This window comes from Pseudomonas sp. MAG733B, from assembly GCF_036884845.1.
Lineage (GTDB): Bacteria > Pseudomonadota > Gammaproteobacteria > Pseudomonadales > Pseudomonadaceae > Aquipseudomonas.
On sequence record NZ_CP145732.1, the window covers coordinates 5,009,713 to 5,022,421 of the forward strand.

The 12,709-nt window shown below is 59.6% G+C and carries 10 protein-coding genes; 7 read left to right on the forward strand and 3 right to left on the reverse strand.

The features are described from left to right. Positions 1–17: 17 nt before the first annotated feature. Positions 18–668, reverse strand: a complete 651-nt coding sequence (locus V6Z53_RS22890; protein ID WP_338581911.1) for a GNAT family N-acetyltransferase — start codon at positions 666–668, stop codon at positions 18–20. Positions 669–852: 184 nt separating this feature from the next. Here V6Z53_RS22890 and xthA point away from each other — a divergent pair, with 184 nt between their 5' ends. Together xthA and V6Z53_RS22900 are read left to right on the forward strand one after the other, a co-directional pair. Next, positions 853–1,665 carry an exodeoxyribonuclease III gene (xthA, locus tag V6Z53_RS22895; RefSeq protein WP_338581912.1) on the forward strand — a complete coding sequence of 271 codons (813 nt, stop codon included), beginning with the start codon at positions 853–855 and terminating at the stop codon, positions 1,663–1,665. Between the two features lie 144 nt (positions 1,666–1,809). Further along, on the forward strand, positions 1,810–3,144 hold the full coding sequence (locus V6Z53_RS22900; protein WP_338581913.1) for a phosphate ABC transporter substrate-binding/OmpA family protein: 1,335 nt from the start codon (positions 1,810–1,812) through the stop codon (positions 3,142–3,144). A gap of 156 nt (positions 3,145–3,300) precedes the next feature. Here the strand turns inward: V6Z53_RS22900 and V6Z53_RS22905 are convergent, their stop codons facing one another. Then, the gene (locus V6Z53_RS22905; protein ID WP_150735202.1) at positions 3,301–4,530 is read right to left on the reverse strand and encodes an acyl-CoA dehydrogenase; all 1,230 of its coding nucleotides are present in this window, start codon (positions 4,528–4,530) and stop codon (positions 3,301–3,303) included. Positions 4,531–4,694: 164 nt separating this feature from the next. Here V6Z53_RS22905 and V6Z53_RS22910 point away from each other — a divergent pair, with 164 nt between their 5' ends. From V6Z53_RS22910 to V6Z53_RS22920, 3 genes are all read left to right on the forward strand, one after another. Further along, positions 4,695–5,624, forward strand: a complete 930-nt coding sequence (locus V6Z53_RS22910) for a LysR family transcriptional regulator (RefSeq protein WP_338581914.1) — start codon at positions 4,695–4,697, stop codon at positions 5,622–5,624. 179 nt (positions 5,625–5,803) lie between these two features. Continuing rightward, positions 5,804–6,205, forward strand: coding sequence for a MerR family DNA-binding transcriptional regulator (locus tag V6Z53_RS22915; RefSeq protein WP_007980992.1), 402 nt, complete (start codon positions 5,804–5,806; stop codon positions 6,203–6,205). 147 nt (positions 6,206–6,352) lie between these two features. Continuing rightward, a complete protein-coding gene (locus tag V6Z53_RS22920; RefSeq protein ID WP_338581915.1) occupies positions 6,353–7,252 on the forward strand; it encodes a hydroxymethylglutaryl-CoA lyase in 900 nt (299 codons plus the stop codon). A gap of 681 nt (positions 7,253–7,933) precedes the next feature. Here the strand turns inward: V6Z53_RS22920 and V6Z53_RS22925 are convergent. Then, entirely contained in the window at positions 7,934–9,631 is a 1,698-nt protein-coding gene (locus tag V6Z53_RS22925; protein ID WP_338581916.1) for an AMP-binding protein, read from the reverse strand. A 293-nt stretch (positions 9,632–9,924) separates the two neighbouring features. Here V6Z53_RS22925 and V6Z53_RS22930 point away from each other — a divergent pair, with 293 nt between their 5' ends. Together V6Z53_RS22930 and V6Z53_RS22935 are read left to right on the forward strand one after the other, a co-directional pair. After that, positions 9,925–11,088, forward strand: coding sequence for an isovaleryl-CoA dehydrogenase (locus V6Z53_RS22930; RefSeq protein ID WP_338581917.1), 1,164 nt, complete (start codon positions 9,925–9,927; stop codon positions 11,086–11,088). 12 nt (positions 11,089–11,100) lie between these two features. Then, positions 11,101–12,708 (forward strand): carboxyl transferase domain-containing protein, encoded by a 1,608-nt coding sequence (locus V6Z53_RS22935; RefSeq protein ID WP_338581918.1) that lies wholly within the window; start codon positions 11,101–11,103, stop codon positions 12,706–12,708. Position 12,709 lies beyond the last annotated feature (1 nt).

The window sequence follows — 12,709 nt, forward strand, 5'->3', positions numbered from 1 at the left end:
GCAAGGAAAGTTCGACCTTAAGCGATTGCGCTCTGCACGACCTGCGGATTGGCGTGAAAAAACACATGCTCGCGAATCGGTCCTACGGCCACTTCGCCGATTTCCTCGTAACCCTGGCGCTTATAGAACTCCAGATAACGCGGATTGCCGGTATCGAGCATCACTCCCTGGGAATTTTCATCCACCGCGCACCAGTTATGCACCGCTTGCAGCAATTGTTCGCCGAAGTGTTTGCCCTGGAACTGCGGGTGAATCCCCAGCAATGGCAAGACATGCACCGAGTCTGACGGCGAACACGCCGCCACCGCATCGTGATATTCAAGGTAGCGACGGGTGCAGCGAAACCCGGTGCTGAGCACCATGCGCAAACGCCAGGCCCAGCTTTCGGTGATCCCCAGCCGACGTTGCGGCGGTGCGATCAGGGCGATACCGATCAAGCGATCGTTGACCAGCAGGCCGATGGCCGGTAAATCCTGCAAAAAGTGCTGTTTGACCAGTTCGCGCACGGTCGCGCGCACTCGCTGTTCGTAGCCGGGGCGTTCAGCTTCGAACAGGTAGCCGAACGTCGGCTCGTGGCGGTAAGCCTGATACAACAGCGAACGCGCTTCGCGGGAATAGCCGCTGTCGAGCATGTGAATATCGGCAATGGCGGTGGAGGTTTCGGGCATGTTGGTTGATCTCCCCGGCACAGCTCGGGCGGCTGCGCTCTTATTGGTACGAACTCAGTGGCGCTGACACAGTTCCTTACTGATTCGGAATCAGTGTAGGCAATGAAATGGCAAACGTCCCACCTCGCACTGGCCCGATTCCTACATGTCAGCTAGCATCGCCCTTTTGCCAGGACTGCCGACCATGAAGATTGTCTCCTTCAACATCAACGGGCTGCGCGCCCGTCCCCATCAGCTGGCGGCGCTGATCGAAAAGCATCAGCCCGATGTAATCGGGTTGCAGGAAACCAAGGTCCACGACGACCAGTTCCCGCTCGATGAAGTCAGGGCCCTTGGCTACCACGTGTATTTCCACGGGCAAAAGGGTCACTACGGCGTCGCCCTGCTCTCGCGCCAGGAACCGCTGGCCCTGCACAAAGGCTTCGCCACCGATGAAGAAGACGCGCAGCGGCGTTTTATCTGGGGCACGTTCGCCGACGCCAATGGCGTGCCGGTGACCATCATGAACGGCTATTTCCCACAAGGTGAAAGCCGCGACCACCCGACCAAATTCCCGGCCAAGCAACGCTTCTACGGCGATCTGCAGCAACTGCTGGAAAGCCAGTTCAAGAACGATCAACCGCTGGTGGTCATGGGCGACGTGAACATTTCCCCGGAAGACTGCGACATCGGCATTGGCCCGGACAACATGAAGCGCTGGCTGAAAACCGGTAAATGCAGCTTCCTGCCGGAAGAGCGCGAGTGGATGGCACGCCTGAAAAACTGGGGCCTGACTGACAGCTTCCGCCACCTCAACCCGGAAGTGGCTGACGTTTTCAGCTGGTTCGACTACCGCAGCCGTGGATTTGAGGACCAGCCCAAGCGTGGATTGCGCATCGACGTGATCCTCGCTTCCCACGGCCTGTTGCCACGGGTCAAAGCGGCCGGTGTCGACTATGAGCTGCGCGGCATGGAAAAACCGTCGGATCATGCGCCGATCTGGCTTGAGTTGAGCTAAAAAGCAAAAGATCGCAGCCTGCGGCAGCGCCTACAAATATCTTCTGTAGGAGCTGCCGCAGGCTGCGATCTTTTGACTGTCATATTTTAGAAACCTCACTGACTTAATCTCCCGACACCTCCTTTGGCTATATAAGGTGCCGGCATGACGCTGCGCGTATTGTTCCTGTTGATGCTGTGCCTGCCGCAAATGGCAACGGCCGGCACGTTGCCGATCCCCGAACACGGCCCGGCGCTGCGCATCCAGGGTTCCAACACCATCGGCGCGGCATTGGGCCCGGCGCTGGTCGAGGGGCTTTTGCGCGAACAGGGTTTGCTCAAGGTGCACAGTGAGGCCCCGGACAAGGCCAATGAGTTGCGGATCGTCGGCGAAACCGCGCAAGGACGCCGGGTCGAAGTGGAACTCGCGGCCCACGGTTCCAGTACCGGCTTCAGCGCGTTGAAAAACGGCAGCGCCGATCTCGCCGCTTCGTCACGTCCGATCAAGGACAGCGAGTTGCTGAACCTCGAATCTTTCGGCGACCTGAAAAGCCCCAGCGCCGAGCAAGTCATTGCCATCGACGGCCTGGCAATCATCCTTCACCCGCAGAATCCGTTGAATCAACTGGACACCGTGCAACTGGCGCGGATCTTCAGTGGCGAGGTCAAGACCTGGGAAGAACTCGGCGGCAGCGGTGGGACAATTCATCTTTATGCGCGGGATGATCAGTCCGGCACGTATGACACGTTCAAGGAATTGGTCCTCAGCGGTCGTGGGAAATCCCTGAGCAGCGCCGCGAAACGCTTCGAGTCCAGCGAACAATTGTCAGACGCGGTCAGCCTTGATCCGCAAGGCATCGGTTTTATCGGCTTGCCCTACGTGCGGTCAGCCAAAGCCGTGGCGATTGTCGACGGCCAGTCACAAGCCATGCTGCCGCTGAGCAATCTGATTGCCACTGAAGACTATCCGCTGTCGCGCCGCTTGTTCCTTTATCTGCCGCCTTCCGGAAACAATCCTTGGGCGCAAGCCCTGGTAACGTTCGCCCAAAGCAGTCAGGGCCAGGCGATTGTCGCGGCCAATGGCTTTATCGCCCAGACCGTCCAGGCCATGGCCGTCACACCGAATGCGCTGATGCCCGAGGGCTATCAGGCGCTTAGCCGTCACGCCCAGCGGTTGTCGGTGAATTTTCGCTTCGAGGAAGGCAGCGCCAATCTGGACAACAAGGCACGGCAGGACCTTTCGCGGGTGCTCGACTATATAGAGCAGAACGACAAGACCGAACGGCGGGTAACGCTGGTGGGGTTTGGCGACGCCAAGGACGACCCGGCGCGCGCCGACCTGTTGTCGAAACTGCGGGCCATGGCGGTACGGCGGGAACTGGTGAAGAGCGGCGTGGTGTTGCGCGAGATTCGCGGGTTTGGCGCGGTAATGCCGGTGGCGGCCAACAGCGCGGATGAGGGGCGGATCAGGAATCGGCGGGTTGAGGTTTGGGTGTATTGAAATGAAACAGGAACACATGTGGCGAGGGAGCTTGCTCCCGCTCGGCTGCGAAGCAGCCGCAAATCCAGTCACCATGGTGTGCCAGCAATACCATGGTCGCAGGTTTTAGGGCCGCTTCGCGACCCAGCGGGAGCAAGCTCCCTCGCCACAGGGGTCTTACTGCCCGCTACGCATCATCTCTTTCGGCACATATTTACCGATTTCGAATTTGCCAATCGCCGCCCGGTGCACTTCATCCGGGCCGTCGGCCAGTCGCAGAGTGCGCTGCATCGCATACATGTAGGCCAGCGGGAAATCATTGGAAACCCCTGCCCCGCCATGCATCTGGATCGCCCGGTCGATCACCCGCAAAGCCACATTCGGCGCGACGACCTTGATTTGCGCGATCTCGCTTTTCGCCACTTTGTTGCCGACGGTGTCCATCATGTACGCCGCTTTCAACGTCAGCAGGCGTGCCATGTCGATCTCCATCCGCGAGTCGGCGATCTTGTCGATGTTGCCGCCCAGGCGCGCCAAAGGCTTGCCGAACGCGGTGCGATTCACCGAGCGCTTGCACATCAGTTCCAGCGCGCGCTCGGCCATGCCGATCGAACGCATGCAGTGGTGAATCCGGCCAGGGCCAAGGCGACCTTGAGCGATTTCGAAGCCGCGTCCTTCACCCAGCAGGACGTTTTCGTACGGCACCCGCACGTTTTCGAAATGCACTTCGGCGTGACCATGAGGCGCGTCGTCGTAACCGAACACCGGCAGCGGGCGCACGATCTTCACACCCGGCGCATCCACCGGCACCAGAATCATCGAGTGCTGGGCATGGCGCGGCGCATCAGGATTGCTCAGGCCCATGAAGATCAGGATCTTGCAGCGCGGATCGCAAGCACCTGACGTCCACCATTTCTTGCCGTTGATCACCCATTGGTCGCCATCACGCACGGCACGCGCGGCCATGTTGGTCGCATCGGAGGACGCAACGTCCGGTTCGGTCATGGCGAATGCCGAGCGGATCTCGCCGCGCAGCAGCGGTTCGAGCCAGCGCTGTTTCTGTTCTTCGTTGGCGTAACGCACCAGCACTTCCATGTTGCCGGTGTCCGGCGCCGAGCAGTTGAACGGCTCCGGCCCCAGCAATGAGCGGCCCATGATTTCCGCCAATGGCGCGTATTCGAGGTTGGTCAGGCCAGCACCGAGCTCGGACTCAGGCAGAAACAAATTCCACAGCCCTTCAGCCTTGGCCTTGAGTTTGAGTTCTTCCATGATCGCGGTCGGCTGCCAGCGATCGCCCTCGGCGACCTGGCGCTCGAACACGGCTTCGGCGGGGTAAACGTAGGTGTCCATGAACGCGGTCACGCGCTCACGCAGTTCCTGAACCTTGGGCGAATAAGCGAAATCCATGAGCAGCTACCTTCTTGGGAGAGGTTGTTTAGGTCATGCAATCGATGCTAGAACAGCCATGAAAATTTACCTAGCCTATTCTCGGCGTGTATTAACATTCATCACCGATATATGATCGGCTGATCTTCAAGGCCAGCCGTCCACACAATAAGAGAGCCGCGTAAATGAATCTGAGCAAGGTCGACCTCAACCTTTTCATCGTCTTCGACGCGATCTACACCGAAGCCAACCTGACCCGTGCCGGGCAGATCGTCGGCATCACCCAACCGGCGGTGTCGAACGCTCTGGCCCGCCTGCGCGAGACTTTCAACGACCCGCTCTTCGTCCGTACCGCCCAGGGCATGGTGCCCACGCCGATGGCGCAGAACATCATCGGCCCGGTCCGCAACGCGCTTTCGCTGCTGCGCATTTCCGTGCAGGAAAGCCGCATTTTCAACCCACAGCAGGCGAACAAGACCTACCGCATCAGCATGACCGACCTCACCGAAGCGGTGATCCTGCCGCCGCTGTTCCAGCGTCTGCGCCGCCTCGCACCGACGGTGGTTATCGAGAGCTTCCTGTCCAAGCGCCGCGAGACCACCAAGGAACTGGCAGCCGGTCGCCTCGACTTCGCGGTGGACGCACCGCTCAACACCGACCCGCAGGTGCGTCACGTCAAACTGATGGAAGACCGTTACGTGTGTGCCATGCGCAAGGGACACCCGCTGGCGGGTAAGGAAAAACTCACGCTCGACGAGTACCTGAGCCTGACCCACATCCATATTTCCAGCCGTCGCAGCGGTCTCGGTTATGTCGACCTGGCACTCGGAAAAATGGGCATTCAGCGCAAGATCGCCCTGCGCTCCCAGCACTACTTGATGGCATCACAGGTGATGCAGCAGACCGACATGGTCATGACCGTGCCGGAACGCTTCGCCCGTCGTAACGATTTGCACGCCTTCAATTTGCCGGTCAACGATGTTCCGCCGGTGGAAACCCACCTCTACTGGCACGAAAGCACCGATCAGGACCCGGCCAACCGCTGGATGCGCGAGCAGATGATCGAGTTGTGCCAGCAGGTGACGGCGCATGAGAAGAAGCTCGAAAAAGCGTAGGACCTGACACCGAGTTATCGTTCATCGCGAGCAAGCTTTGCTCCTACAGGTTCGCCACCGCCCCGTAGGAGCAAAGCTTGCTCGCGATGGGGCCAGAGCGAGCCACCTAAAACCCTGCCCCTTGACGTAAACGTCAACCTACCTTTAGCTTAGCGCCATGACCTTTCGTGAGCGCTTCCATGAGCAGCCAGACCTACAGCATCTCCGACCTCGCCCGCGAGCTCGACATCACCACCCGCGCTATTCGCTTTTATGAAGAGCAAGGCCTGCTCAGCCCTGAACGTCGTGGTCAGGAACGTATCTACTCGCCCCGTGACAAGGTCAGCCTGAAGTTGATCCTGCGGGGCAAGCGCATCGGTTTTTCCCTGGCCGAATGCCGCGAGTTGATCGAGCTTTACGACCCCTCCAGCGGTAACACCAAGCAACTGCACAGCATGCTGGCGAAAATCAGCGAACGCCGGGAACAGCTGGAACAGCAATTGCTGGACATCGAACAGATGAAACTGGAGCTGGATACTGCCGAAGAGCGCTGCGTGCAGGCGCTGGAACAGACGCTCAAAAGCCAGGAATCGATTCAATAAACCCCGACCCCTTGTAGGAGCGAGCCTGCTCGCGATGGTCGTCAACGATGACGCATGTCTGCGGGATAAACGCGGTGCCTGGGAGCCCATCGCGAGCAGGCTCGCTCCTACAGGGTTCTCCGAACAATCAACACAGGTCGAATCCCCATGTCCCTCCCCACCCAAGTACGCCTGGTCGAAGTCGGCCCCCGCGATGGTCTGCAAAACGAAGCCCAACCCATCAGCGTCGCCGACAAGGTGCAACTGGTCGACGCGCTCACGGCTGCGGGCCTGGGCTATATAGAAGTCGGCAGTTTCGTTTCGCCCAAGTGGGTGCCGCAGATGGCCGGTTCCGCTGACGTCTTCGCACAAATCCAGCGCAAACCGGGCGTAACCTACGGCGCCCTCGCCCCCAACCTGCGCGGCTTTGAAGATGCATTGGCCAGCGGGGTCAAGGAAGTCGCGGTGTTCGCGGCAGCGTCGGAAGCGTTTTCCCAGCGCAACATCAACTGCTCGATCAGCGAAAGCCTGGAGCGTTTCGTGCCGATCATGGACGCCGCCAAACAACACGGCGTGACGGTGCGCGGTTACGTGTCCTGCGTACTGGGCTGCCCTTATGAAGGTCACGTCAAACCTGAGCAAGTCGCCCTGGTCGCCCGCGAGCTCTACGCCATGGGCTGCTATGAGGTTTCGCTGGGCGACACCATCGGCACCGGCACCGCCGGCGCAACGCGCAAGATGTTCGAAGTGGTGTCGGCTGACGTGCCGCGAGAAAAACTGGCCGGGCATTTCCACGACACCTACGGTCAGGCCATGGCGAATATCTACGCCAGCCTGCTGGAAGGCATCGCGGTGTTCGACAGCTCCATCGCCGGCCTCGGCGGCTGCCCATACGCCAAGGGCGCCAGCGGTAACGTCGCCACCGAAGACGTGGTTTACCTGCTCAACGGCCTGGGTATCGAAACCGGAATCGACCTCGACGCATTGATCCTGGCCGGCCAGCAAATCTGCAACGTGTTGGGTCGCCCGACCGGTTCGCGTGTGGCCAAGGCTCGCAGCACACAATGAGTGGGGGGAATGTGTCCGGGTGTTACCGCAACCTCTGAAACGTGGGCGCAAGCGAGTAACACGGAAACAAAATGTAGGGTTTTACCTGAGACGAAAAACCCTTCAAAAACTTAAAGCGTTGATTTTAAAGGGTTTTTAAAAGTTGGCACGGCTCCTGCTATATCTATCGCACAACAAGAATAAAAAAATTGCGGCAACCCTAATAAAAACAAGACGTAACGACTCTGACATAACAAAAACAACACGGCAGAGACGCAGCTAACAGATTTTTTTGGAGAAGATGTGCTTTTCAGGGTGCTTTTCGGAGTTACCCGCAACCGGACAGAGAATAATAAAACTACCTTCAGGTAGCTCCCGAATCGGTTGGATCGCTCAGCGAGAAAGTAGATCAGCGCTCAAAAAAATACGTTTGCTCTTGATCCCGAATGGGGATCGCCAAAAACAGCGGTAAAGGGCAACGGTTGCCAAAAACAAAAACAGACCGACCCTCAATAATAAAAAAAGAGCACGCGCAACGAAAATTAAAGGGGAGCTTCGGCTCCCCTTTGTGCTGTCTGGTGTTCTGGCTTTTCTCGATCCAATGTGGGAGCGGGCTTGCTCGCGAAAGCGGTGTGTCAGTCGACGCATGTATTGACTGACACACCGCTTTCGCGAGCAAGCCCGCTCCCACAGGGAAATGAGTCAGGCTTTATCGACGCGCAACTCCTCGATACTGATCTCGCGCATCCGGAATTTCTGGATCTTGCCGGTCACCGTCATCGGAAACTCCTCGACGAACTTGAAGTAACGCGGTGTCTTGAAGTGCGCGATGCGCTCCTTGCACCACGCTTGCAGCTCCTGCTCGGTGGCGCTGTGGCCGGGGTGAAATTTGATCCAGGCAACGATCTCTTCGCCGTAGCGCGAGCAAGGAATGCCGATCACCTGCACGTCGGCCACGGCCGGGTGGGTAAAGAAAAACTCTTCCAGCTCCCGCGGGTAAACATTCTCACCGCCGCGGATGATCATGTCCTTGTTACGCCCGGCAATGCACACGTAACCCTCGTCGTTCATGCTCGCCAGATCACCGGTATGCATCCAGCCTGCCTGATCGATCGCTTCTGCGGTGCCCTCAGAATTGTTCCAGTAACCGAGCATCACGCTGTAACCGCGAGTGCACAACTCGCCGATGGTGCCGCGCGGCACAAGGTTGCCTGCCTCGTCGATGATCTTGCTTTCCAGTTGCGGCTGGGTGCGGCCGACAGTAGTGACGCGCAACTCCAGCTCGTCTGACGGACCGGTCTGCAACGACACCGGACTGGTTTCCGTCATGCCGTAGGCAATCTGCACCTCGCTCATGTGCATTTCGCTGATGACACGACGCATCACTTCGATCGGGCACGTCGCCCCCGCCATGATCCCGGTGCGCAGGCTCGACAGGTCGAATTCGCCACGCTGCGGCTGATCGAGCATGGCGATGAACATGGTCGGTACACCGTAGAGCGCAGTGGCTTTTTCTTCGGCGACCGTGCTGAGGGTCAGCAGCGGGTCGAAGGCATCGTTGGGGTAAATCATGGTGCTGCCATGGGTGATGCAGCCGAGATTGCCCATGACCATGCCGAAGCAGTGATACAACGGCACCGGGATCACCAGGCGATCCGCGGCGGTCAGGCCAAGGCTTTCACCGACCATGTAACCGTTGTTGAGAATGTTGTAGTGACTGAGGGTCGCGCCCTTGGGGAAACCGGTGGTGCCGGAGGTGTACTGAATGTTTACCGCCTGATCGAAATGCAGGCTGTCCTGACGCTCGCGCAGTTGTTCGCCCGACACGCTGCTAGCCAGATCGGCCAATTGCGACCACGGCAGGAAACCGCTGGGCGGCTGCGCATCCAGGCTGATCACGCCGCGAAGATCCGGCAAGCGTTCACTCTGTAATTTGCCGATGGATTGCTCGGCCAGCTCAGGCACCAGGCCTTGCAGCATGGCGTGGTAGTTCGAGGTCTTGAAAGCCCCGGCGCAGACCAGCCACTGGCAACCCGACTGCTTTAATACGTATTCGAGTTCGGAGCTGCGGTAGGCCGGGTTGATGTTGACCAGGATCACGCCGATTTTCGCCGTGGCAATCTGCGTGATGCACCATTGCGCGCAATTCGGCGCCCAGATGCCGAGACGGTCACCAGCCTGCAAGCCCAGCGCCAGTAATGCCCTGGCATGCGCATCCGCCGCATCCGCCAGTTGCCGCCAGGTGTAGCGCAGCTGTTGATGGCGTACGACCAGCGCTTCTGCGGTCGGGTACTGCGCGACAGTGTTATCGAACGCCTGGCCAATGGTCATCGCCAGCAAGGCTTTGTCCTGGGAACCACGGGTGTAACTGCGTTGCGGGCTTGCACTGGGTTGATCCATGACGACCCCTATTGTCTTTATTAATGGGCTTGCCGCGGCTTCTTGTGGGAGCGGGCTTGCTCGCGAAAGCGTCGCATCAGTCAGCACATATACCGACTGAAACACCGCCTTCGCGAGCAAGCCCGCTCCCACAAAGTGGGTCCGCATTCTATCTTGAACTGTCTCTACTCTCGCTCAAGTTGACGTTAACGTAAAGGGTGATTGACAGCCTTTCGTCACAGGCTTACGTTAACGTAAAGGTGAGAGCCGAATCACTGCCCTCCCCACCCTACAAAAAAGCCAAAAGGTGACCCATGAGCTACCCATCCCTGAATTTTGCCCTCGGTGAAACCATCGACATGCTGCGCGATCAGGTTCAGTCCTTCGTCGCCAAAGAGATCGCCCCGCGCGCCGCTCAGATCGACATCGACAACCTGTTCCCCGCCGACCTGTGGCGCAAATTCGGCGACATGGGCCTGCTGGGCATCACCGTTCCTGAAGAGTACGGCGGTGCTGGCCTCGGCTACCTGGCCCACGTGGTGGTAATGGAAGAAATCAGCCGTGGCTCGGCCTCGGTGGCGTTGTCCTACGGCGCCCACTCCAACCTCTGCGTCAACCAGATCAACCGCAACGGCAATCACGAACAGAAAGCCAAATACCTGCCGAAGCTGATCAGCGGCGAGCACATCGGCGCCCTGGCCATGAGCGAGCCGAACGCCGGTTCCGACGTGGTGTCGATGAAACTGCGCGCCGAAAAACGTGGCGACAAGTACGTGCTCAACGGCAGCAAGACCTGGATCACCAACGGTCCTGACGCCAACACCTACGTGATCTACGCCAAGACCGACCTGGAAAAAGGCCCGCACGGCATCACCGCTTTCATCGTCGAGCGCGACTGGAAAGGCTTCAGCCGCAGCAACAAGTTCGACAAGCTCGGCATGCGCGGCTCGAACACCTGCGAACTGTTTTTCGATGACGTTGAAGTGCCGGAAGAAAACATTCTCGGCGTGCTCAACGGCGGCGTGAAAGTGCTGATGAGCGGCCTCGATTACGAGCGCGTCGTCCTTTCAGGCGGCCCGACCGGGATCATGCAGTCGTGCATGGACTTGATCGTGCCGTACATCCACGACCGCAAGCAGTTCGGCCAAAGCATCGGCGAGTTCCAGCTGATCCAGGGCAAGGTCGCGGACATGTATACCCAACTCAACGCCAGCCGCGCCTACCTGTATGCCGTGGCCCAGGCCTGCGAGCGCGGCGAAACCACGCGCAAGGACGCTGCCGGGGTGATCCTCTACAGCGCCGAACGCGCCACGCAAATGGCCCTCGACGCGATCCAGATTCTCGGCGGTAACGGCTACATCAACGAATTCCCGGCCGGCCGTCTGCTGCGTGACGCCAAGCTGTACGAAATCGGCGCCGGCACCAGTGAGATCCGTCGCATGCTGATCGGTCGCGAACTGTTCAACGAAACCCGCTAAACGGAGCTGTCCATGGCTATCCTGCATACCCAGCTCAACCCCCGTTCAGCGGAGTTCGCGACCAACAGCGCGGCGATGCTCAAACAGGTCGACGCGCTGCACACCTTGCTCGCCCAAGTCGCGCAAGGTGGTGGTCCGAAAGCTCAAGAACGCCACACCTCGCGAGGCAAATTGTTGCCTCGCGAGCGCATCAACCGCCTGCTCGATCCGGGTTCGCCGTTTCTCGAGATCAGCCAACTGGCGGCCTACGAGGTTTATGGTGAGGACGTTCCCGCCGCTGGCGTGATTGCCGGGATTGGCCGTGTGGAAGGCGTCGAATGCATGATCGTTGCCAACGACGCCACGGTGAAAGGTGGCTCGTATTACCCGCTGACCGTGAAAAAGCACCTGCGCGCCCAGACCATCGCCCAGCAAAACCGCCTGCCGTGCATCTATCTGGTGGACTCCGGCGGCGCCAACCTGCCGCGTCAGGATGAAGTGTTTCCGGACCGCGAACACTTCGGCCGGATCTTCTTCAACCAGGCCAACATGAGCGCTATGGGCATTCCACAGATTGCCGTGGTCATGGGCTCCTGCACCGCCGGCGGCGCGTATGTGCCGGCGATGGCTGACGAAGCGATCATGGTCCGCGAGCAAGCGACGATCTTCCTCGCCGGCCCGCCGCTGGTGAAAGCCGCGACCGGTGAAGTGGTCAGCGCCGAAGACCTCGGCGGGGCCGATGTGCACTGCAAGATTTCCGGTGTAGCCGACCATTACGCCGAAAGCGATGAACACGCCCTCGCCATCGCGCGACGCAGCGTGGCCAACCTCAACTGGCGCAAGCAAGGCGAGGTTCAGCAACGCACGCCGATCGCCCCGCTCTATAGCAGCGACGAGTTGTACGGCGTAGTCCCGGCCGACGCCAAGCAGCCGTTCGATGTGCGCGAAGTGATTGCGCGGTTGGTGGACGGGTCGGTGTTCGACGAGTTCAAGGCGCTGTTCGGGACTACGCTGGTGTGCGGTTTTGCCTACCTGCACGGTTACCCGATCGCGATCCTCGCCAACAACGGCATCCTGTTCGCTGAAGCGGCGCAGAAAGGCGCGCACTTCATCGAGTTGGCCTGTCAACGCCGCATCCCGCTGCTGTTCCTGCAAAACATCACCGGTTTCATGGTCGGCCAGAAATACGAGGCCGGCGGCATCGCCAAACATGGCGCAAAATTGGTGACCGCCGTGGCCTGCGCCAAAGTGCCGAAGTTCACCGTGATCATCGGCGGCAGCTTCGGTGCGGGCAACTATGGCATGTGCGGGCGCGCCTACGATCCGCGCTTCCTGTGGATGTGGCCGAATGCGCGCATCGGCGTGATGGGCGCCGAACAGGCGGCCGGCGTGCTGGTGCAGGTCAAGCGCGAACAGGCCGAACGCAGTGGCCAGGCTTTCAGCGCCGAGCAGGAAGCCGAGATCAAGCAACCGATCCTCGACCAATACGAAGAACAGGGACACCCCTACTATTCCAGCGCTCGCTTGTGGGACGACGGTGTCATCGACCCGGCCCAGACCCGCGATGTGTTGGCCCTGGCCTTGTCCGCGTCGTTGAACGCGCCAATCGAACCGAGCCGCTTCGGCGTGTTCCGGATGTGAT